This window comes from Candidatus Formimonas warabiya, from assembly GCF_002777255.1.
Lineage (GTDB): Bacteria > Bacillota > Dehalobacteriia > Dehalobacteriales > Dehalobacteriaceae > Formimonas > Formimonas warabiya.
Genome location: NZ_CP017634.1, coordinates 5,650,909 through 5,673,901 on the forward strand (window position 1 = coordinate 5,650,909; position 22,993 = coordinate 5,673,901).

The window sequence follows — 22,993 nt, forward strand, 5'->3', positions numbered from 1 at the left end:
CTTATTAGACTTTATTTTTCGCTCAAAAAGCAATTGGCCCCTTTGTACCAATGATACAATTTATAACGCTTTTTTTAATACATTTTTACTTTAAGGCGTGTCCGTTGGATATGGATGAGCGGTAGCTCTACCTATTTGTACCAAAATAACAAAAGAAACCGCAAAAAAATGTACCAGTATAACAAAGGGGTTTAATCAATCATGTCAAAATTCAAAAAATTAGAGATGATGCAATATTTTTATTGAAGAAGAGAGGGTAATAAAGATGATTTATGCACTAACTTTTATACCTGCGTAGTTAAAAAAGAATTGGGGAATTGTCTGAGAGTTTCTGTTTAATAATCGGGTAGCATTAATAGTGGAAATAATAAATATAGGGTGGTATACATGGGATTAACGGTACGACAAGCATTGAAAATTGGAAAATTGAAAGATGCAGTGGTGGTTGCCGGGTACCAGGGTTTAGATAATCAGATTCTCTTTGTTAATATCATGGAAGTACCTGAGGTAACAAGATGGATGAAAGGGGGAGAATTGCTAGTTACTGCGGGATTTGCTTTTAAAGACAATCCCAACTCACGCAAAAAACTAATCTATGATTTAGCCCAAAAGCATGTTGCTGCTTTTGGCATAAAACCAGGGCAATACTTTTCTGAAGTTCCCCAGGACATGATTGAATATGCTAATGAAGTAGGTCTACCTTTGCTACAGCTTCCTCCGGACGCACCTTACATGGATTTTATGCTGCCGATTTTTGAAATTTTGATTAGTGGTCAACTAAGTCAATTAAAGCGTCATGAACAAATCCATAATTGTTTGTTAGAGGCACTTTTGTCAGGAGGTGGTTTTTTAAGCATCTGTCAAGCACTTTATGATTTATTGGGTAAACCTGTTTATATCCTTGACAAATCAGGCAATATTATAAACTATGTCTGCGGGTTAAAGCCTGAACAGAATTTTTCTTTTATAGACTTAACTGAAGCATGGCTGCAAATTGATCAGGATTTATTGAACTACCCCCCCAACCGGTCGCGCCGGATTAAGTCGGAATTTAAAGGACAACAACACGACGTGGTGCTGGTGCCGGTTCAAGCGGATAACTGTATAGCAGGATATTTATTGGTATTGGAAGATGGAATAAGCCTTGATGATCAAGGCTTATTTGCATTAGAGTATGCGGGAACTATTTCTGCTTTGGAATTCAGCAAAGAAAAGGCAGTATTTGAAGCGGAAAGAAAAGTAAGAGGCGATCTGTTGGAAGATTTAATTTCCGAAAATTTTTCCCTAGAAGAGGCAGTAATCAGACGGGCAAGTTTCTTGAATTTTAATTTGAATGTAAAATTGGCGGTTTTTATTATTAACATTGATCATTTTGAAAAGTACGTTATCTACCAGACAAATCATCAAGAAAATCACATTCAGGAAATCAAGAGCTATATTTTTGAAAATGTGCATCATGCCTTTTTAAGCTATCCCGGTGGTGTAATGCTGCATATGAAAAGTAATTGTCTTATTGGGCTTATTAGGATGGAGGGGGAAGGACACGAAAAAGTTTTGCGTCAAAAATTACAAGAGATTATCAGGAACATCAAGACAAGATTTCCTAAAATCAATATTTCTGTGGGGGTTGGTAAGCCGTACAAAGGTGTACGCAATATAAAAAATTCATATGAGGAAGCAGAAACATCCCTCAAAGTAGAACAGTATCTGAATGGTGGAGAAAAGGTGGTTTTTTTTCAAGAATTGGGCCTATATCGCTTCCTCTATGAACTCAAAGGTTCAGAAACGATGAAAACTTTTCATGATGAAATTGTCGGCAAATTAAAGCAGTATGATGATCAAAATCATTCGAACATGGTACATACATTAATCAGCTATTTTAAAAATGATTGTAATCTAAATCGTACAGCAAAGGATCTCTATATTCACAAAAATTCTGTAATTTATCGTGTAAAAAAAATTGAAGAAATTACCGGGCTAAAATTTAGCAACCCGGAGGACCGGTTCAATTTACAATTGTGTTTAAAACTGCAGTATTTGATCGAATAGATATTTATTTATCCTAACAACAAATTAACTTAGGTAAAACTCCTCTGAATACAATTTTTTTTAATAGTTTTTGTAATTTTAGTCTAAAGGTTGAAGGAATCGAATCGGCGAAGTGATTTTATAAGAGCAAAGGTGATCAATCAGCAATCGACGCATTGTTCTTTTCGCCCAATGTTTCGTTATTAAATAGGCTTAATACATTTAAGAAAAATTGGGATAGGTTACAAAATTTGGAGGAGTGAAAAACAATGACAGATTTACGAGTGAATTTTGCTGGAGTGGAATTTAGGAACCCCTTGGTTTTAGCTTCAGCGACCCCGGGTTGGGACGGAGAAGGGTTAAAAAGGGCGGGATTAGCCGGTATAGGAGGTGTAGTTCCCAAGACCATTGGCCCGGTACAGGACTGGGCGGCCCATCCCTGCAATGGGCGGCTTCAGTTGATTAAGCACGGGGGAAAGCCCATCGGCATGGTTAATCTAGAACTTTTTACCACCATGGCAAGAGAAGCTTGGATTGAAAAAGAGTTAGCCATTGCTAAAGAGGGTGGGGCGGCGATGCAGATCAGCATTTTAGCGATGCCCCAGCCGGAAGAAACCGCTAAGCTGGTTCAGGAAATTCAAGATGCTGGTATGGCAGACATCTTGGAATTGAATGTATCTTGCCCCATGCCGGCATCCACCGTTGGCATGCATATTGGGAAAAACGCGAAATTGACCTATGAACAAACTAAAGCGGCCAAGAGCGTAGCTAAATTACCTTTAACGGTTAAATTGACGCCAAATGTTTCCGACATGGTGGAGATTGCCAGCGCGGTTAAAGAAGGCGGGGGCGATGGTGTCGTGATCAGCAACTCTATTCGTTCCTTCGCGGGGGTTGACATAGAAACCGGAATGCCCTTGCTGAGAGGATATGGCGGCTATTCAGGTCCGGCTATTAAACCGGTGATTATGCGTCATTTATCGGAAGTTGCACGAGCGGTTAAGATACCGATTTCTGCAATCGGTGGAGTAATGAGCTTCAAAGAAATTGTCGAGTACATCATGCTGGGTGCCACGACGGTTCAGACGTGCACGGCGGTCATGTGGAATGGCTATAACATTATCACTAAGATCCTGAAAGATCTGGAAAACTGGATGGATCAAAAAGGCTATCAATCTTTGGATGAAATTCGTGGTATTGCTCTGCCCCATATTGCCCCGGTAGAGGAATTAGCTAAATTGCCTTCAAAGCATGCTCAGATTGATCCCGATAAATGCAATAATTGCGGCACCTGCATGAGAGTATGCTTCTATCGGGCAATATCAGCCGGAGATAACGCGCATTGTGTGAAGGAAACCGATTGTGACGGGTGCGGACTATGCCCCCAGTGGTGTCCGACACAAGCAATCCAATTCGTGTAAAGGAAAAGTTTGGATGCAAGATTAAACAGTGCAATTTCATGATTGAGAACCCCTGAAGCCAAATTGAAGAACAAAGGAGGTACGCATTTTGTGTGTTTTGGACTATTATCAGCCATTGACAGTAGATGAAGCACTAAGCTGTTTGGCTAAGTCCCCTAATGTAACCAAGCTTTTGGCAGGGGGGACAGATCTGATCATACAAATGAGAGAAAGAACTGTCACGACCGATTACATCGTTGATTTGGCAAATGTCGCCGAGCTCAAGGTGGTTGGTCAAAACGGAGAGAATCTGGAGATTGGCAGTATGGTTACCTTTGCCGAAATAGAGCGTGACCACTTGATTCAGAAGTATATTCCCTTGTTAGCTAAAGCAGCCGGCGCAGTCGGGGCGCCTCAGATCAGGAATGCCGCCACGATTGGGGGTAATATCGCCAACGCCGCTGCAGCGGCAGATAGTTTGCCGGCACTTCTCGCCCTAGAGGCAAAAGTGAGGCTGCAAAAAGTTGATGCTCAGAAAGAAGTCCCGGTTGGAGATGTTTTGGTAGGCGTCAATCGAACAAATCTAATGCCGGATGAAATTTTAACTAAAATCATTGTCCCGAACCCCCCGAAAAATACGTTCATGGCATTTGTGAAGCTAGGGCGGAGAAAAGCCCTGGCTATCGCACGGCTGAACTTAGCTTTAACCCTAAAACTTGCCGATGACGGAAAAATCGAAAAGGCAGCCTTGGGTCTGGGAGCAGTAGGGGTTACCGCTTACCGAGTGCCCCAGGTCGAGGAATTTTTGCAGGGGAAACTCCTAAATGATGATACGATTACAGCTGCTTGTCTTTTATTATCGGAAGTGGTGGCGGCAAAGCTGGGGACAAGGCCGACTGCGCCATACAAAAAGACCATTGCCAAAGCAGCATTGTCACAAGCCCTTCAGAAGATAAAAGCAGATCTGGGGGTGTTTTAAATGAAAAAAATCAGTTTTACAATTAATGGCAACCTTAAAGAAGTAGAGATTCCTCCTGAAATGCGCCTGTTGGATGTGATCCGTGACGTGCTGGGTCTAACCGGAACCAAAGAAGGATGCGGGGAAGGGGAATGTGGGGCTTGTACAGTTCTTATTGATGGCAAACCCATTGACTCCTGCTTAGTTTTGGTAGGCCAGGTGCAGGGTAAGGCGATTACCACCATTGAAGGCATTAACAATGGTCGGGAACTACATCCTCTCCAAAGAGCTTTTATTGATCAAGGTGCTATTCAATGCGGTTATTGTACACCGGGTATGATTTTATCGGCCAAGGCTCTCTTAGACAGTAACCCTAACCCTAGTGAAGAAGAAATCCGCCGCGGTATGTCGGGTAACCTGTGCCGTTGCACAGGCTACAAAAAGATAGTGGAGGCTATTCAAGCTGTTTGCTCCGGAGGTGAAAAATAATGGATAACTTTGCTGTCGTCGGTCAAGGTCTGGAAAAAAAAGATTCAGAAGCAAAAGCTGTCGGCAAAGCCTTATATACCGGAGACATGAAGTTTGAAGGCTTGCTGCATGGTAAAGCTCTGCGCAGTGCTTATCCCCATGCCAGGATCATCAGCATTGATACTGCTGCTGCTGAAGCGATGCCAGGTGTACATGCTGTATTAACAGCCAAAGACATCCCCGGGATCAACATATTCGGCTTGGCAATCCAGGATCAGCCGGTTTTAGCCCGGGATAGGGTAAGGATGATGGGGGATGCAGTAGCGCTTGTTGCCGCAGACTCCAGTGATTTAGCGGCAGAAGCCTTATTGAAAATCAAGGTTGAATATGAGGAATTACCGGGTGTTTTCACCATTGAAGATGCTCTGAGAGAAGGAGCACCAAAAGTCCATGAGAAGGGAAACCTTCTGCAGCATACTCAGGTGAGAAAAGGGAATGTAGAGGAGGGTTTTGCCAAGAGTGATCTCATTGTGGAAAATGTTTACGAGACCCAACGAGTTGAACATGCCTATATCGAACCGGAAACATCAGTGGCCTATCTGGGGTGTGATGGAATCTTAAATGTTTGGACCTCCACCCAGTATGTTTTCCGAGATAGACGCCAGATAGCTCCTGTGGTCAATATGCCGGTGAATAAAGTTAGAGTGATCCAAATGGTGACCGGTGGTGCTTTTGGTGGTAAAGACGACATTACCACTGAGATCCAGGCAGCATTGCTGGCGCTCAAAACAGGTCGACCTGTAAAAGTTGTCTGGTCAAGGCACGAATCCATAATCTGTTCCACGAAAAGACATCCTATGAAAATTTGGATTAAAACTGGAGCCACTAAAGACGGCATCTTAATGGCTGTGGAAGGCACAGTGCACAGTGATAAAGGAGCCTATTGCTCTATTGGACATTTTATCACCAAGAAAACCGGTTTGCACTTAGCCGGGCCCTACTTTGTACCTAATGTTGCCGTGGATACTTATGCGGTTTATACAAATAACACCATATGCGGACCCTTCCGTGGTTTTGGCATCTTGCAAGCATCTTTTGCCCATGAGTCTCAGATGGATATTCTGGCGGAAAAGCTGGGTATCAGCCCCTTGGAAATCCGCATGAAAAATGCTTTGAAACCTGGATTAGCCAACGCAACCGGTCAATCATTTGAGCAGGGATTAGGTTTTTATGACACCCTTTTAAGAGCAAGAGATCATATGGAAGCCTATGATTTAGAAGGAGGTGTCAGGTAGGTGAAAAAAAGAGGTCGAGGGATAGGATGTTACCTTTATGGGGTGGGCTATGGTTTTAACCGACCGGACCATTCCGCAGCCTATGTGGAAGTGGCTGATGACGGGACGGTAACTGTCCTAAGCGGGGCGTGTGATCTGGGGCAAGGATCTGATACGGTACTCTGTCAGATTGCTGTGGAAGAACTGGGTATCTGCTACGAAGATGTCCGGATTATCAGCGCCGACACTGCGGTAACTCCAGATGCACTGGCCAGTACAGCCAGCCGTCAAACCTATGTTTCCGGAAACGCTGTCAAAAGAGCAGCGGCAGACGTAAAACAGCATTTTGTTAAATTAGCCGCAGAAATTTTTGCGTGTGAACCGGCGGACATTGTAATTAAAGTAGGCGTAGTTAGTTGTAAAACCGATGAAAGTAAAGTGCTCAAATTTTCCGAGCTTGCGCGGCAAATGCACCAGCGAGGAAAACAATTTATTGGATTTGCTTTTTATGATAATACCACTGCGGATGTTGACCCAGTAACAAATCAGGGCAATGCTTATTCTCATTATATTTATGGTACCCAAGTGGCAGATGTGGAAGTAGATACGGAAACCGGCGAAGTTACAGTACTGAGGATCGGCGCTGCCCACGATTGCGGGAAAGCAATAAATCCCAAGAATGTTGAGCAGCAGATTGAAGGTGGGGTAGTGCAAGGAATGGGTTATGCCGTCATGGAGGAAATAATCTTAAAAGAGGGAAAGACTCTTACCCCTTCCTTTACCAAATACCTGATACCCACGTCCCAGGATGCGCCTGAAATAGTAACTTATATTGTGGAGGAACCGGATCCTAGAGGGCCATTTGGTGCCAAGGGGCTTGGCGAAGGACCCATTATTCCTACTGCACCTGCCATTGTAAATGCCGTGTATGATGCAGTCGGTATAAGAATAACAAGTCTACCCATAACACCGGAGAAAGTTCTATATGAATTGACAAAACTTAAATAGGCTAGTGTTCGAATGTAAATAGGTTGCTGAAACAACTTGATATTCATAATAAAGAATTAAATGAAAATACCATTTCTAAAGCTGCACAATTAGCAATGATGAGTACAAGGCCAATTAGTGATCTCCGTGCTAGTGGAGATTATAGAAAGCATTTGGTACAGGTGTTGGTGAAAAGAGCACTTAGTTTAGGAGTAAGCGAGGTGAAAAAGTGGTTGGTCGTGGTTGTTATTAACAATTAGACTTGATGGAAAAGAAGTGACTACGATTGAAGGACTACGAAACGACCAAAAAATAAATGAAATACAAAAGGCTTTTGTTGATGTAGGTGCTATACAATGCGGTTACTGTACACCAGGTATGATTATGTCGGCAAAAGAATTACTTGACAAAAATCCTGTACCTTCTCTACAAGAAGCTAAAGAAAGCATAACAGGGAATCTTTGCAGGTGTACAGGATATGAGAAAATTGTTGAAGCAATTCTTTTGGCAAGTAAAATATTGATTCAGAATCAAAAAGAGATATCATGATTTAACACTGATTAATTATCGTGAATGGGGGTGCCTTATGAAAGAGTTTCTGTCCAGGGTAAAAGAACATGTGCCTATTAGATTGATAAAATATACTGCGGTTCTATTGTCATTGTTTCAATTGTATACAGCGGCATTTGGAATATTTCGTTCACCAATGGCACATCGTGCAGGACACTTAGGGTTTGTTCTTGTTATATACTACCTTATGGAAAGCCTTGAAGCAAAGTCTCAAATAACAAAAGCTATTAATTGGTTATTCAGTATTCTATCAGCTATTACGGCAATTTATTTAATTGTTTGCGATAAACGTCTAATTGAAATCATATCATTAGGCGAGCCTACTTTATTAGATAATATAATAACTGTCTTAATTATTATATTAGTGTTAGAAGCAATACGACGTACCCAATTCGCGATATTTATTTGTTGTGTGCTAGGGCTTCTGTATATGCCTTTTGGCATGTATTTCCCAGGCATCCTTAAACATGCCGGTATCAGTTGGGGACGTACAATATACTTTATTGGAGCATCTGGTGAAGGCATATACGGTGATATGCTTAATGTTTCTTCCTCCTTTTTGTTTGGTTTCATTTTACTAGGGGCTTTTTTGGTTAAAACCGGAATAACGCGGTTTTTCATTGAAGCAGCGTCAATTTTGTTTGGTAGGTTCACCGGAGGAACAGCAAAAATGGCCTTGTTTTCAAGTGGACTTGTTGGAACCGTAATGGGTAGCGGATTAGCTAATGTGGCCACAACGGGGGTTTTTACGATTCCGATGATGAAAAAATCAGGGCTTCCTGCAACTTTGGCTGGCGCTGTTGAAACAGTGGCAGCCGATGGAGGACAAATACTTCCACCTGTAATGGGGACCGCTGCTTTTCTTATGGCAGAATTTACTGGGATACCATATTCAACTATTGCTTTAAGTGCAGTTGTTCCTGCAGTGCTTTACTATGGTGGGGCCTTTTTCGCAATCCATTTGTTTTGCAAAAAAAATAAGATTTCCGGATTGAAGAAGGAAGAAATTCCGTCAAAAATAGATGTGCTAAAAAAAATATATTACCTATTGCCACTAGTAGCCCTTATGTTTGCAATTTTTTACTTCAGAGTTTCACCTACTCGAGCTGCTTTAGTGGGTATTGCAGCATCAATAGCCGTTACATTTTTCCGGATTAAGACAAGATTGACTCTTAGAGGGTTTTTAGATTCATTAGAATTAGGAGCAAAAAATGCGATTGAAATTGTGATTCTTTGTGCAGGCATTGGAATTTTTGTAGGGTCCTTAACTACTACGGGTTTGGCTATGCGGTTTTCTGAAATTATGATGGCTCTGAGTGGCGGAAACCACCTAATTATGTTAATAGTAGCGATGATCACATCAATTGCCCTTGGGACGGGATTACCAACCCCCGCAGCTTATATTGTTTCCGCTGCATTTATTGCACCATCATTAGTAAATGCCGGAATGTCATTATTAGCCGTACATCTTTTCCTGGTTCATTTTGCGATTAAGGCCAGCATATCACCGCCGGTAGCAGTTTCAGCTGTCGTAGCAGCGGGTATTGCAGAAACAACTGATTGGAACAAGACATGTTGGGACGCAATCAAACTGTGTGCTTCTTCTTTCTTTATTCCTTTTATGTTTGTTTTTGGAGAAGGATTATTGCTAGTAGGAAGTTGGAATGTAGTATTAATGGCAGTTATCACTGCCTCCATTGGTGTATTTTGTATCGCAGTTTCAGTTGAGGGATATTTATTTAATGACATAAATATGGTAGGTAGGGTAATTCTATTTGCGGCAGGGTTGTTATTGTCATATCAAGGAATGATTTCTGACTTATTGGGAATAGCTTTTGCGGGTTTGGTTATGGCAATTAATTTTGCACAGTTTTTAAAAACCAAGAACGTTGCTTTAAAGGTTAATAGTTAGTATTGGCTGTAAGAATTTTAGGTGGGGGGCTAATTTTAGTTGTTAGTTAATAATTATGAAAAGGGAGGTTTAAAATGGTTAGCTTAACCAAAAGAGTGAGTATTGTGGCGGTGATTGTTCTGTCTATGGTGTTAATAGTCGCTTGTTCCCAAAAAACAACCCCCCAGAACAATAACCAGACTTCAACTCAAAGTACAAACCAGACTGAAAGTACAAACAAAAACCAACCGGAACAATGGTCTTTGGCAACTGCATCATCGGGTTCTAACCCTTACGTTTTAGGGGGCATGTTTTCAGAAGTAATTAATAAACATCAAACTGCAGTAAAAGTCTCGCCACAAGTTTCTCCTGGATGGGTAAAGAATGTACCGCTGGTCGATTCCGGTGAAATGCAGCTTGGTCAAATAACTTTAGGCGACCTAAATGATGCTTTTGTTGGGAAAGGAATTTTCGACAAGCAGTATCAAAACCTAAGGGGTCTTTTAATTTATGGTTTTGAACCCTTAGCGATTGTTACACTGGACAATAGTATAAAAAATGTAACTGATTTGAAAGGCAAAAAGGTTCATATTGGTAGTCCTGGAAGTGCAACAGCAGCTGCAGCTCAATTTGTTATCAAAGCTTATGAAATGAGTGATAAAGATTTTGAAGTTCTTCAATATACTACCCAACAAGCAGTGGATGCTTTGAAAGATGGCCAAGTAGATGCTGCCTTTGTATTTGGGGTGCCGCCAGTTTCTTTATTGCAAGAACTTGCTTATAGCAAACAGATGTATTTAATATCCCTTGACGATGAGCATATCAAAGCAATAAATGAACTGTCGGGTGGTGCCCTTGGGTCGAACGTAATAAAAGCTGGTAGTTATAAAGGTGTTGATGCTGATGTTAAGACAATTGATTTTCGGTCCTGTATAATGGCAAACAAAGACGTCAGTGAAGAAGGAGTTTATGCATTTGTCAAGGCGGTTTGGGAAAACCTTGACGAACTTGATGGTATGCATCATGGTATTAAAGGTGGAGAATATGGAATGAGTCTTGAAAAGGCAATTGATGGAATTACAACCCCGTTACATCCTGGCGCTGAGAAGTATTATAAAGAAGTAGGCGTAATTAAGTAAGACTATTGTTAAGTTCTAGCCCCCTCACCTCTTGCCGCTTAAAATAGTGAATTAATTGAAGGATAATTATATTCTAATAAAATCGGTAGATAAAGAAAATATCTAAAACTTACATTGGGAGATGGTAAATTTGTATAAAAATTTAAGAAATTACATAGAAGTATTGCAACAGAATGGACTGCTAAAAGTAATTAGCACTACATAATATGAAATGGATGTAAATCAAAATCTATATAGCACGGATATAATATATAGACCGCCATTGGAAGAAAGCAGTCTTCTTCTGGAAGTTGCGATTGGCTGTACATATTCCGAATGCACTTTTTGTCAAGAACAGTCGCAACATCGTTTCAGACAATTATCGAGAACAGATATTCAAAAAAAGCTTATCATATTGGCTTAGGCGTGAGTCAAGCAGCCTGAGATCTAGGGATAATCCGACTACATTAAAAAAGTAAAGGAGTGCAAGGACTATGAAGCCTACGAAGAAACTAAGAATAGGCAATTTTCATGTAAAGGACATTGTGTTTGGCGCAGAGACCTCATTCAAAAATGGCGTACTCACTGTTAACAGGGAAGAGGCCATTGCATATTTGGATCCGGACAAGGAACTAAAGAACATACAATTGCATATTGTTCACCCGGGTGACAAGACTCGTATCCTGCCATGCAAAATCCCTGTAGAGCCGCGCTTCCGTCCGGATGGGCGCGCAACCTTCCCCGGCTTGACCGGAAATTTAGCAAATTGCGGCGACGGCGATCTTTACGCCATGAAGGGCATAAGCGTTATTAGCTGCGGTAAGTATGCGAACTCTGGAGACGGAATGCTTGATATGTCAGGTCCGGGCGCTCAACACAGTATTTTTGCGAAAATGGTAAATCTGGTAGTATATGCGGAATTAATTAACCCCGTAAAGACAGATCAGAATTACAGGTATGAGAAACCTCTGAAATTGGCAACCCATCTACTGGCGGATTATGTAGCGAAAACCTTGGAAGGCCAAGAGCCGGACGATTGGGAAATCTACGAACTGGAACCGGGCGCTGTGGAAGCGGAGAAGAAGGGCCTGCCTAGAGTGGCATGCTTTGTAATGATGAACAACCATGTTGGTCGGGAGAATTACTGTCACGAAAGGATATTTGACGTAGACAGTGATAATTTTATGCCGGTGGTGCTGCACCCAAATTGCGCGTTTGACGGGGCGGTTGCCGGGTTTCAGGGCATGTGTGGCGACTGCGTCAACACTTATAGTATCCAAAACCTGCCGGTGCTTAAGCGCCTGTATGCAGAGCATGGCAAGACCATCAATTTAGCGGGTGTGATTTTTGCTCCTACTGATGGGGATAATAGGATCAAATTTGCTACCAGGCTTGCCGCCGGCGAACTGGCCTCCATGTTAAATCTGGATGGCGCGATTGTTGCAACGTGCTACGGCGGAGCCAACTGGGACATTGACTTCTTCTATGTGTTGGCCGAATTAGAGGACCGTGGCATTAAAACGGTTGGCCTTACGGGAGAGCATAATGGCAAGACATTTATGGACCCTAAGGGCGATGCCATCGTTACCGGCGGAAACTCGGGTACAATTTTTGAATTTCCTCCTATGGACAATATCATCGGGGATATCAATTCTGTGGGGCGGGATTTCTATTTCGGCGCCTGGTCGGTTCATGCGATATACGGCCCCAGCCTGCGCCCGGACGGTTCCATCATCTGCAATGGCTGCATGATTGCTGACAGCACCAACAACAATGGATTCACGACCAAGACAGCAAAAGATTTCTAATTTGAATATAAATCAAAGGAGGATAGTTACATGAAAAAAGCGCTATTATATGTAAACCAATTCTTTGGCGGCGTAGGAGGAGAGCATCATACAGACTTCGAGCCGATCATCAAAAAAGGACCTATAGGGCCTGGTTTAGCTCTAAAGGGGGCATTAAAAGGTGCTGAGATCACGCATACCGTGATTTGCGGCGATAACTTCATGGCCAGCAATCAAGAAGAAGCGCTGAAGCGCATCGAAGGATTCTTGTCGGGCAAGGAATTTAACCTTTTCCTGGCGGGCCCGGCTTTCCGCGCCGGCCGTTATGGTGTAAACTGCGGGGAAATGTGCAAATTCATGTATGAAAAATACGGCGTGATGGGTGTTACCAGCATGCATGAAGAAAACCCCGGGGTAGAAATGTATCGGGAAAATCCCTTTTATATTCTAAAGGGTAGCGAGGGCGCGGCGAAGATGCGCCAGGACATAGCTGCTATGGCGGCGTTTGCCAATAAGCTCATTGCCGGTGAAGAGATCCTTTGGGCCTCCGCTGAAGGGTATTTCCCCCGCGGCATCAGGAAAGAAGTATTTGTGGATAAGACATCGGCGGATCGCTCGGTAGATATGCTTTTAGCAAAGCTTAACGGCCAACCTTTTGAAACAGAATTTAAGATTGAAGTATGTGACATCGTAAAACCGGCGAAAGCGGTTGATATCAAGAAAGCTAAAATTGGCTTTATCTCTACCGGTGGGTTGGTTCCGAAAGGCAACCCGGACCATTTGCCATCGGGTACCTCTACTATTTTTATACGTTATGATATCTCCGGCATGGATTCATTAAAACCGGGATCGTACGAGTGCATCCACGGCGGTAGCATGCCAGACAAAATAAACGCCAACCCGGAAGTTCTGTTTCCGCTGGCAACCCTTAAGCAATTAGAAAAGGAAGGTCAAATCGGTGAAGTTGATTCCTATTTCTATTCTACGACCGGCAACCTTACTTCCATGAAGAATGCTACCCGTATAGGCGCAGGAATTGCGGAATCGTTTAAAGATAACAATATAGATGCCGCTATTCTTACCAGTACTTGAGGCAGCTGCACACGTTGCGGTGCAACGATAGTAAAAGAAATAGAACGTGCGGGAATTCCCGTCGCCCATATTTGCAACTTGACAGCCGTTGCTCAGATAACGGGCAGTAATCGTGTTATCGCCGGTCCTTGTCTGAATTCTCCTTGCTGTGATGTAAATCTTCCTGAAGAACAGCAAAAGCAGCAGCTAAGAATGATCGTAACTAGTGCACTTAGGGCATTGTCAACCGACATTAAGAAGCAGACAATCTTCTAGGAATTGGCTTGGCGCAAGGCCTTGCTTCAGACTGTCGACAAAGTCCATGTCGGCAGTCTTTTTTATGTCCAAAGGATCCCCAAACAGCGCCATTTCTAGGATCCGATTCTATTTGCCTCCCTTTTTATTATGGCGGTTCTATGTCTTATCCTATTTCACCTTTTTCCATAGTAGTCATGGTTACCAGCAACCCGATAAAAAAATCCAATTATGATTTAGGTAAAGCTAATGTGGGATTTATACTAGTAGAGATTTAATTATTGGGGTTTCCGTCATGTGCTGTATTTTTTTGACTTAAGTGACTCAAACACAGAGATTCCTTGCTGAATGTTGCCGGGAAAATCAGTAATGTATCCCTGCCATAAGTCAGATGAAAAATCAAATTAATCAAAGTTTAAGTTGCAACAAGTGCCAAAATTTTGTACGAGTTTTTCATGTATTTTGGAACGTGCCAAGTGATTATCAGATATAGGAATCGTACTAATTCAGGTTATGAAAAAATTTCTGGATACAATATATCTCTATAATTTTTGTTTTTCTAGTACAAAGGAAGTAGTTGAAAAATGTTAAATATTAACTTTAAAAAACGATTGATAAAACAAATTGAATTTATTGTACAAATAGACAAACTAAAACAAGTCTTTAGGCAGACACTATTAACGGATGGGTTAAGAAAAGAAAATGATGCCGAACATTCTTGGCATGCAGCTATCATGGCTCTTTTGCTAAGTGAGTATGCAAATTTTGCTGAACTTGATGTTTCTCGGGTCATAAAATTGATCCTGGTACATGATCTGGTAGAGATTGATGCAGGGGATGTCTATTGTTACGATCAGGATGTCAATCAAGATAGGGTTAAGAAGTATGAAAAAGATGCCGCAGTCAGGTTATTTAATATTTTACCGGAGGACCAGGCACAAGAAATTCTCAGTTTATGGGAAGAATTCGAAGAATGGTTATCTCCCGAGGCTCGCTTCGCAGCCTCTCTGGACAGACTGCAGCCGTTATTACATGATTATTATACCAAAGGGATTGTATGGGACAAGAATCATGTAAAAAGCAAGCAGGTTATGGCGCGAAATAAAGCAATAGCGGACGGGTCCACAATACTTTGGGAATATGCAAAAGAAATAATTGAATGTATATCATAAAAATACATTGGAATAATCACCAAAATACAAAATGTTTTTATGGAATTAAAAAATGGAGGGACTAAACATGTCAGAGATTTACGACATTATTATTGTTGGTGCAGGACCGGCCGGTCTAGCTGCAGGAGTATACGGCTCCCGGTCACGATTAAAAACTGCAATTCTCACAAAGGGGAAACCGGGTGGGCAGGCCGCTACTACCCAGGACTTGGAAAATTACCCCGGGTTTTCCCGCGGGACAACGGGCCCGGCATTAATGGAAGCAATGGCGGAACACGCCAAAAGTTTTGGCACGGAAATAATTAGAGAAGAAGTTGTGGATCTGGATTTGGACGGCGAAATTAAAATATTTAAAACAAAAAGCGGCAATGAATACCGGGCAAAAATTGCTATTTTAGCGCCGGGTGCTGAACCCAGGTCTTTAAATATTAAAGGAGAAAAAACCTTAAGAGGCAAGGGCGTTTCCTATTGCGCCACCTGTGATGCCGATTTCTTTGAGGATCTGGATGTGATAGTTGTCGGGAATGGCGACGCTGCCGTGGAAGAAGCTATGTACCTGACTAAATTCGCAGAAACGGTAACCATTATTGTGATTCACGACGAAGGAATTCTGGATTGTAACAAAGCCAGTGCGGAGGTTGCCTTTGCTAATCCCAAAATTAAATGGGTATGGAATTCCGTGCTGGATGAGATTAAGGGAGACGGCCTGGTGGAAAGCGTCATGATCAAGAACATTAAAACAGGCGAGATTTCGGAAATGGAAACCAACGGTGTTTTCTTCTTCGTGGGAACAGTTCCTAAGACAGAAATGCTTAAAGGAAAAGTTGAACTTAATGAGCAGGGATATATTATTACCAATGACCTGATGGAAACTTCGGTACCGGGAGTCTACGGAGCGGGTGATGCCCGGGTGAAGTATCTGCGTCAGGTAATTACCGCCGCCAGTGACGGGGCGATTGCCTCCGTGGCCGCGGAAAAATATTTAGCGGAAGAAGAAGGTTTTAAGGAAAGAGTGCTAGCTGTTAAAGAACCGGTTTTGGTTGCCTTCTGGGCGCCCCAGATTGAAGCCAGTATTGAAGAGGTTTTCAAACTGGAAAAAATCGTTTCGGAAGTAAACGGCAAAGTGAAACTGGTTAAAATTGATACCTATCGCAACCAGAGAGTAGCGAAAAGATATGGTGTTACCGAGATACCCAGTGTGGTGATTTTTAAACAGGGCGCAGTGGTAGAAAAAATTGCCGGCTTATGCTCTGATAAAGAGCTGCTGGAAAAGATAAATTCTCTATAAATCGGAAATCAATTGAAATTAAACTTGAAAACTAATTAGGAGATGAGTAAAGTGGTTGAATTAACAAAGGAAAATTTTGAAGCAGAGGTATTAAAAGCAGAGGGTTTGGTGATGGTTGATTTTTGGAGCCAAAAATGTGAACCATGCAAAGCATTAATGCCCAGCGTCCATGAGCTGGTGGAAAAGAATGAGGGCAAGGCAAAATTCTGCAGTTTGGATACCACTAATAATAAGAGACTTGCTATCAATCAAAAGGTTTTAGGTTTGCCCACCATCGCGTTTTATAAAAACGGGGAAAAGATTGCCGAGCTGGTTAAAGATTTTGCCATTGAAGACGTGCAGGCAAAACTGAATGAGCTGGCCTAACGACCGGTTTATCTTAAAAAGATATCGCTTTGTTCTTCTGAAAAGGAGACAAAAACACAAATAGAAACTCAAAACGAAAGGGGTATGCACAATGCTGCAAGGCAAGAAAGTGGCAATTCTCGGCGACCGTGACGGGATTCCCGGACCGGCGATAGAAGAATGCGTGAAGTCAGCCGGTGCAGAGGTAGTATTCTCAACAACAGAATGCTTTGTCTGAACGGCGGCTGGAGCAATGGACCTGGAAAACCAGGCAAGGATCAAAGATTTAGCGGAAAAATACGGTAATGAGGACTTAATTGTAGTTCTGGGCGGAGCAGAAGCGGAAGCTTCGGGGCTGGCTGCCGAAACCGTATCAACGGGCGATCCTACCTTTGCAGGTCCATTATCCGGAGTCTCGTTGGGACTCAAAGCTTACCATATGTTTGAACTGAAAGAGGAAGTTGACCCGGGGGTTTACGATGAACAGATCAGCATGATGGAAATGGTGCTGGAAGTAGATGAGATAATTAACGAAGTGAAGACCTATAGGGGCTAAGCAATTGGAGGGGATTTCATGAGTTTTCCGGTTGTAAAAGGTGCGGCATATGCATTAATACAGACAAATGGTATGCTTATACACCACGGCACAACGCAAACATCGGAACGCAGAAAAAACCCGGCATCAGAGCATTTGCAGAAATTACCTGAACATCTGAGAAGTTTTGAGGATGCGGTCAGTTATGCGCCCAATCAAATTTATATAGGCAACATGACCCCTGATGATTTAAAAGGTATTTCCCGCCCCTGGTACCAGGCACCGGTTGCCGGTGCCACCCGGGATGGGAAGTACGGGGAAATCATGCCGGAAGATGAATTTCTCGGGTTAATGAAAATTGTTGATGCCTTTGATCTGGTAGTTTTAGAAGAACAGTTCCAAGCAGCTGTAAAAGAAAAGATAAGCGGTCACCCAATCCTGGGGGACATTAAAGATCTGGATAAATTATCTAGAAATCCCGGCCGGGCTGAGGAAATAAAGAAACTGGTAGAAGGCCATTTAGCACAGCCTATGTATTTTGAGGGAAAACTGGTCGGCTGTGTGAAGAAAGCCCATGAATTTGATGAAGCCCTATCCGACCATGTGATGTTTGAAAATTTGGTGGGTAAAGCTTCGTCCGTATTTGCCCTAAAACTTCTGCTGGCGAAAACCGACTTGCAGGCGGCTGAGGTAGAATATATTATCGAGTGTTCCGAAGAGGCCTGCGGCGATATGAACCAGAGGGGCGGGGGCAATTTTGCCAAATCCGTCGGGGAAATGTGCGGATGTGTTAATGCGACCGGATCCGATACGCGCAGTTTCTGTGCCGGACCTGCCCATGCGATGGTTGAGGCTGCCGCTTTGGCCCAATCGGGAATTTATAAAAATGTGGTGGTTCTGGCCGGCGGCGCTTCCGCCAAGCTGGGCATGAATTCCAAAGACCATGTGAAAAAAGGCATGCCGGCTTTGGAAGATATGCTGGGCGCATTTGCCATTCATATCGCGGAAAATGACGGGGTCAATCCGGTAATCCGTACGGATGGCGTAGGACGGCACAGAATCGGTTCGGGCGCTTCGCCTCAGGCGGTAATGACGGCGATTGTGGCCGATCCTTTAGATAAGCTGGGCTATAAGATTCCGGAGGTGGATCGTTATTCTCCGGAGATGCAAAATCCGGAAATAACCGAACCGGCCGGAGCCGGTGACGTTCCCCTGGCCAACTACAAAATGATAGGCGCTTTAGCGGTAAAAAGAGGAGAACTGGACAAAGCGGATATGCTCAAAGCTGTAGACAGTTTTGGCATGCCGGGTTTTGCTCCCACCCAGGGTCATATTCCTTCCGGTGTTCCTTTTATCGGTCATGCCCGGGATATGATATTGGCGGGGAAAATCAATAAAGCGATGATTATTGGCAAAGGCAGCCTCTTCTTAGGGAGACTGACCAATCTGTTCGACGGGGTATCCTTTGTGCTGGAAAAGAACAGCGGTGTTGCCCGGGATACCGGCTTTAACAAAGAAGAAGTGCGGGCGATGATTGGGGAAGCCATGCGGGATTTTGCCAAAACATTCAGAGCGGAATAAAAGAAACAAGAGCAATTCCCTAAAGGGGGGTGAAACCATGGGCGCAAACCAGATCAGAGAAACAATTGCGGAAGTATTTGAAGAAATAGCCGATGCCCTGGAAACAGGAACCTTTGGTAAAAAAATAAGAGTAGGGCTGACGATTCTCGGTAGTGAGCACGGGCCGAAAGAACTGGTCTATGGAGCAGAGCTGGCGCAAAGACAGAATCCGGATATCGAGGTCGTGGTGATCGGCAGCGGCGTGGATACGCCATTGGCAACAGTAGAGGCGGCGGATGAGAAAGAAGCGCACGCCAAAATGGATGAAATGCTGCTCAATGGGAGTTTAGACTCAGCCGTGACCATGCATTACAGTTTTCCCATCGGGGTCTCTACCGTAGGCAGAGTGGTAACGCCGGCCAAAGGCCGGGAGATGTTTCTCGCTACCACTACCGGTACCTCCGCGACCGAACGGGTGACCGCCATGCTGAGGAATACGATCTATGGCATCGCGGCGGCGAAGGCCTGCGGAAAAAGCAATCCTACCGTGGGCATATTAAATATTGACGGGGCCAGACAGGTAGAAAGAGCATTAAAGAAACTGCAGGAAGGGGGATATCCCATTAGCTTCACCGAATCCGCGCGCGCGGACGGGGGAGTGGTGATGAGAGGCAATGACCTTTTAATGGGTGTTCCTGATATCATGGTAAATGATAGCTTAACCGGCAACGTATTTATGAAAGTCTTTTCTGCCTATAGCACCGGGGGGAGCTATGAGTCGACAGGATACGGCTACGGCCCCGGAGTGGGTGAAGATTATGACCGGATCATCTGCATTATTTCCCGCGCTTCAGGAGCACCGGTAATTGCCGGCACCATTCGCTATGCAGCCGACTGTGCGGCGGGGAAACTGCTGGAGAAGGCAAAGGCGGAATTCGCTTTAGCCAAGAAGTCAGGTTTGGATAGTCTCTTAAAATCTTTGAGCTCTCCGGCGGCGCCGAAAAAAGAAGAGGCAGAGGCCGAAGTTGCTGCTCCGCCCAAGAAACCCGTCACCGACTCCATTCCCGGAGTGGAGGTCATGCAGCTGGAAGATGCGGTATTGGTTTTGTGGCAGGCCGGTATCTACGCGGAAAGCGGCATGGGTTGTACTGGACCGATTGTGATGGTTGCTCCGGAAGATAAAGAAAGAGCTTTAGAACTGCTGAAGCAGAATGAGTACCTATAAAGGAAAACTCCTGAACAGGTATGAGGTTTCATTATTCCGAAAGGAGTGATTCCATTGCCCAATATAATCATCACAAACAACCCCAGGGTTAAAGAAAAATACGAAAATATGCTTTTTATGAAACTGCCCATGAACAAGGCCCGTGAATGATGTTTCTCGGTGAGTACATGGATGCTGAGGAGGGCCACCGACTAGGTCTGGTGAACCGGGTGGTACCCCGGGAGAAGTTAGTAGACGAGACACTGGCCATGGCCCAAAAGATTGCCAAGATCTCGCCCGAGGCTCTGCAAATGCAAAAGGAACTGATCAACCACACTATGAGGCGCAGAACTTTAAAAGCTCTGTTGCATACGGTATGGAGATGTTTAACATGGCCTGGATGTGTGAGACCTCCGAGTTCCGGGATTCGGTAAATACCAGAGGCTTTAAGGCTATTCTGGATAAGCGTAGCCAAGACGTAAAATGATAGACTCAAATCAAGTCTCATTACCAATATTATTATGGATAGCTATAGATGTATCCTAAGTATGACCCTTAAGTAAAACTGCTTAAGGGTCACTTCCTAAATATATATCACTGACTTCCTTGGGAAACTTGTACCACAGCAATTTTGCAGGTAATCGAATTTGAAAACTATATATTTGTATGCACATGTTACTGCACTAATAGAACGGGCGGAAGAGACAGAAATAGTACATCACAAAGATTAATTTTTTTATGATTTTGTGTTGACAGATACAGGATTTTGCCAAAAATTTTGTTTTATTAATACAAAGGAAGCTAATTAAAATTGTTTAATATTAGGCAAAAGAACAGAAATCTTCCATTTATATTTGCTCACTAATCGTGTCTGTACCAGGAACTGCAATTAACTTAAGATATCAGGAGAATTTGTCATAATGGAATATAAACGGTTGGAAAAACAAATCGAATTTATTGTGGAAATTGACAAACTAAAACAAGTTTTTAGGCAGACCATTTTAATGGATGGATCGAGAAAAGAAAATGATGCCGAACATTCTTGGCATGCCGCAATCATGGCCGTTTTACTGTGCGAGTATGCAGATTTTGCAGAACTAGATGTTTTTCGGGTCATAAGATTGATCTTGGTACATGATCTGGTTGAAATTGAGGCAGGGGATGTCTATTGCTATGATCTGAATGCCAATCAAGAAAGAGTTAAGCAGCATGAAAAAGATGCTGCACTCAGATTATTTAATATTTTGCCAGAGAATCAAGCACGGGAATTTTTCAATTTATGGGAGGAATTTGAGGAAGGAGCAACCCCAGAGGCATGTTTTGCAATTGCTTTGGACAGATTCCAGCCCTTATTACATGACTACCATAATCATGGCACTATGTGGAAAAAACATCATATTAAAAGTTCGCAAGTTATTGTACGGAATAGAAAGATCGCGGATGGATCTACAATTCTTTGGGAATACGCTAAAAAACTAATCGAAGGTTCAATCGAGCAAGGTTTTTTGCAGCCATAAAGGGTCATGAAAAGGGATGCGAAGCGGGTTCAAGGGAAACAAATTTGAAATATAGGAGGAACAAAAGTGGGCAAATTAATTGATTTAGAAATTAATGAGGAACAGCTTAAGAAAAACAAACAGATTGCTAGGGCGAGAGGCTTAGTTTTGCCAACCTTAGCCCAAATGAAGGATCCAGGGGAAATACCTGCCCCAATTAAAGAAAAGATGAAAAAAACAGGCCTATGGGATATCGACCCGGTCAACCTTTTCAGGATTTCCTGGAAAAATGAATCGGTAAAAGCAGGCGGACTCTATCAAGAACTTCCTAACTATATCGAGATCCCATCTGAAATCACCGGTGTCAAAGCTAGAATATTCGCCATGGCGGGAAAATATTTTCCCACAGGTGCTCATAAGGTCGGTGCCAGTTTTGCCTGCCTGGTTCCCCGACTGGTCACGGGACAGTTTGATCCCAAGTATCATCAGGCTGTTTGGCCTTCCACAGGCAACTATTGCCGGGGGGGCGCCTATAATTCCACTCTTCTCGGGTGCAGCTCTATTGCTATTCTTCCGGAAAACATGAGTAAAGAGCGCTTTGACTGGCTAAGTAAAGTAGCAGGGGAAGTGATTGCTACGCCAGGCTGTGAGAGTAACGTAAAAGAAATCTATGATAAAACCTGGGAGCTTAGAAGAACGAGAGACAATGTGGTCATCTTCAACCAGTTCGGGGAACTGGGAAATCACCTTTGGCACTATGAAGTAACAGGCAATGCTATGAACGATATCATCAAGGCTGAGTCCCGCGAAAAAGACAAGCTGGCCGGAGTCTGCCTCACGTCAGGTTCTGCCGGAACCCTTGGCAGCGGTGACTTCCTGAAGGATCAATATCCTCATGCCAAGATCGCAGCAGGTGAGGCCCTTCAATGTCCCACATTATTAAAGAATGGCTTCGGAGACCACAGAATCGAAGGTATCGGTGATAAGCATGTACCCTGGATTCATAATGTAAAAAACACAGACATGGTGATTGCCGTAGATGATAACGACAGCTTGGGTTTGTTCCGCCTCTTCAATGAGCCGGCAGGGCAGGAATATTTTGGGGGTATCGGTGTTTCAGAGGAAATTATGGAAAAACTGTCATGGGTAGGTATCTCCGGTGCGGCTAATATCATTTCTTGTATCAAGTTCGCAAAATACTATGAGTTGACGGAGAATGATATGCTTATCACAGTTCTCACTGACTCTGCTGAAATGTACCAGTCCAGGCTGGCGGAGATGGAAGAGGAAAGAAGAAACAAGTACTCAATCACAAATGCTGCCATTGATCATCATAGGCATGTTCTGGGGATTAGGACCGATAACATGCAAGAGCTTACCTACCAGGATAGGAAGCGGATTCATAATCTGAAGTATTACACATGGATTGAGCAACAAATGTACGACTTGGATGAGCTGAACGAACAATGGTATGACTATGATCATTATTGGGGCAGGCTGCATCAAATGGGACCGGAATTAGATAAATTAATTAAACAATTTAACGAATAGCCTGTTTAACAGAAATTTCTAATCATAATTTGGAG

General features: G+C 43.3%; 21 protein-coding genes. All 21 read left to right on the forward strand.

The window, feature by feature from the left end; translation table 11 throughout:
* The first annotated feature begins 387 nt into the window (after positions 1–387).
* The 21 genes from DCMF_RS25525 to DCMF_RS25625 all read left to right on the forward strand — a co-directional run bounded on the left by DCMF_RS25525 (position 388) and on the right by DCMF_RS25625 (position 22,958).
* Complete coding sequence (locus tag DCMF_RS25525; RefSeq protein ID WP_148137045.1) at positions 388–2,049, forward strand: PucR family transcriptional regulator; 1,662 nt, start codon at positions 388–390, stop codon at positions 2,047–2,049.
* Positions 2,050–2,297: 248 nt separating this feature from the next.
* Positions 2,298–3,449, forward strand: coding sequence for a 4Fe-4S dicluster-binding protein (locus tag DCMF_RS25530; protein WP_148137046.1), 1,152 nt, complete (start codon positions 2,298–2,300; stop codon positions 3,447–3,449).
* Positions 3,450–3,537: 88 nt separating this feature from the next.
* Positions 3,538–4,407 (forward strand): FAD binding domain-containing protein, encoded by an 870-nt coding sequence (locus tag DCMF_RS25535; protein ID WP_148137047.1) that lies wholly within the window; start codon positions 3,538–3,540, stop codon positions 4,405–4,407.
* Positions 4,408–4,875, forward strand: a complete 468-nt coding sequence (locus DCMF_RS25540; protein WP_148137048.1) for a (2Fe-2S)-binding protein — start codon at positions 4,408–4,410, stop codon at positions 4,873–4,875. It abuts the gene before it with no gap.
* Positions 4,875–6,149 (forward strand): xanthine dehydrogenase family protein molybdopterin-binding subunit, encoded by a 1,275-nt coding sequence (locus tag DCMF_RS30380; protein ID WP_148137049.1) that lies wholly within the window; start codon positions 4,875–4,877, stop codon positions 6,147–6,149. The genes DCMF_RS25540 and DCMF_RS30380 overlap by 1 nt, the downstream gene beginning before the upstream one ends.
* Complete coding sequence (locus DCMF_RS30385) at positions 6,150–7,136, forward strand: xanthine dehydrogenase family protein molybdopterin-binding subunit (protein ID WP_148137050.1); 987 nt, start codon at positions 6,150–6,152, stop codon at positions 7,134–7,136.
* A 23-nt stretch (positions 7,137–7,159) separates the two neighbouring features.
* Entirely contained in the window at positions 7,160–7,375 is a 216-nt protein-coding gene (locus DCMF_RS25555; RefSeq protein ID WP_148137051.1) for a hypothetical protein, read from the forward strand.
* Positions 7,359–7,664, forward strand: coding sequence for a (2Fe-2S)-binding protein (locus tag DCMF_RS25560; protein WP_148137052.1), 306 nt, complete (start codon positions 7,359–7,361; stop codon positions 7,662–7,664). Before DCMF_RS25555 ends, DCMF_RS25560 begins: the two co-directional genes overlap by 17 nt.
* 37 nt (positions 7,665–7,701) lie before the next feature.
* Positions 7,702–9,597, forward strand: coding sequence for a TRAP transporter permease (locus tag DCMF_RS25565; RefSeq protein ID WP_148137053.1), 1,896 nt, complete (start codon positions 7,702–7,704; stop codon positions 9,595–9,597).
* A gap of 74 nt (positions 9,598–9,671) precedes the next feature.
* Positions 9,672–10,715, forward strand: a complete 1,044-nt coding sequence (locus tag DCMF_RS25570) for a TAXI family TRAP transporter solute-binding subunit (protein WP_148137054.1) — start codon at positions 9,672–9,674, stop codon at positions 10,713–10,715.
* A 473-nt stretch (positions 10,716–11,188) separates the two neighbouring features.
* Positions 11,189–12,502: a glycine/sarcosine/betaine reductase component B subunit gene (locus DCMF_RS25575; protein WP_148137055.1), complete on the forward strand. Its 1,314-nt coding sequence runs from the start codon at positions 11,189–11,191 to the stop codon at positions 12,500–12,502.
* 30 nt (positions 12,503–12,532) lie between these two features.
* Positions 12,533–13,828, forward strand: a complete 1,296-nt coding sequence (locus DCMF_RS25580) for a glycine/betaine/sarcosine/D-proline family reductase selenoprotein B (RefSeq protein ID WP_148137056.1) — start codon at positions 12,533–12,535, stop codon at positions 13,826–13,828.
* A gap of 563 nt (positions 13,829–14,391) precedes the next feature.
* The gene (locus DCMF_RS25585; protein ID WP_148137057.1) at positions 14,392–14,979 is read left to right on the forward strand and encodes an HD domain-containing protein; all 588 of its coding nucleotides are present in this window, start codon (positions 14,392–14,394) and stop codon (positions 14,977–14,979) included.
* A gap of 67 nt (positions 14,980–15,046) precedes the next feature.
* Positions 15,047–16,267 (forward strand): thioredoxin-disulfide reductase, encoded by a 1,221-nt coding sequence (trxB, locus tag DCMF_RS25590; protein ID WP_148137058.1) that lies wholly within the window; start codon positions 15,047–15,049, stop codon positions 16,265–16,267.
* A 51-nt stretch (positions 16,268–16,318) separates the two neighbouring features.
* Complete coding sequence (gene trxA / locus DCMF_RS25595) at positions 16,319–16,633, forward strand: thioredoxin TrxA (RefSeq protein WP_148138080.1); 315 nt, start codon at positions 16,319–16,321, stop codon at positions 16,631–16,633.
* Between the two features lie 91 nt (positions 16,634–16,724).
* Positions 16,725–17,168 (forward strand): glycine/sarcosine/betaine reductase complex selenoprotein A, encoded by a 444-nt coding sequence (gene grdA / locus DCMF_RS25600; RefSeq protein WP_148137059.1) that lies wholly within the window; start codon positions 16,725–16,727, stop codon positions 17,166–17,168.
* Between the two features lie 18 nt (positions 17,169–17,186).
* Positions 17,187–18,728 carry a glycine/sarcosine/betaine reductase complex component C subunit beta gene (gene grdC / locus DCMF_RS25605; protein WP_148137060.1) on the forward strand — a complete coding sequence of 514 codons (1,542 nt, stop codon included), beginning with the start codon at positions 17,187–17,189 and terminating at the stop codon, positions 18,726–18,728.
* A gap of 37 nt (positions 18,729–18,765) precedes the next feature.
* Positions 18,766–19,932, forward strand: coding sequence for a glycine/sarcosine/betaine reductase complex component C subunit alpha (gene grdD, locus DCMF_RS25610; protein ID WP_148137061.1), 1,167 nt, complete (start codon positions 18,766–18,768; stop codon positions 19,930–19,932).
* A gap of 146 nt (positions 19,933–20,078) precedes the next feature.
* Positions 20,079–20,345 (forward strand): enoyl-CoA hydratase-related protein, encoded by a 267-nt coding sequence (locus DCMF_RS25615; RefSeq protein WP_148137062.1) that lies wholly within the window; start codon positions 20,079–20,081, stop codon positions 20,343–20,345.
* Between the two features lie 486 nt (positions 20,346–20,831).
* Positions 20,832–21,428: an HD domain-containing protein gene (locus DCMF_RS25620; protein WP_148137063.1), complete on the forward strand. Its 597-nt coding sequence runs from the start codon at positions 20,832–20,834 to the stop codon at positions 21,426–21,428.
* Between the two features lie 66 nt (positions 21,429–21,494).
* A complete protein-coding gene (locus tag DCMF_RS25625) occupies positions 21,495–22,958 on the forward strand; it encodes a pyridoxal-phosphate dependent enzyme (protein ID WP_148137064.1) in 1,464 nt (487 codons plus the stop codon).
* Positions 22,959–22,993: the final 35 nt, after the last annotated feature.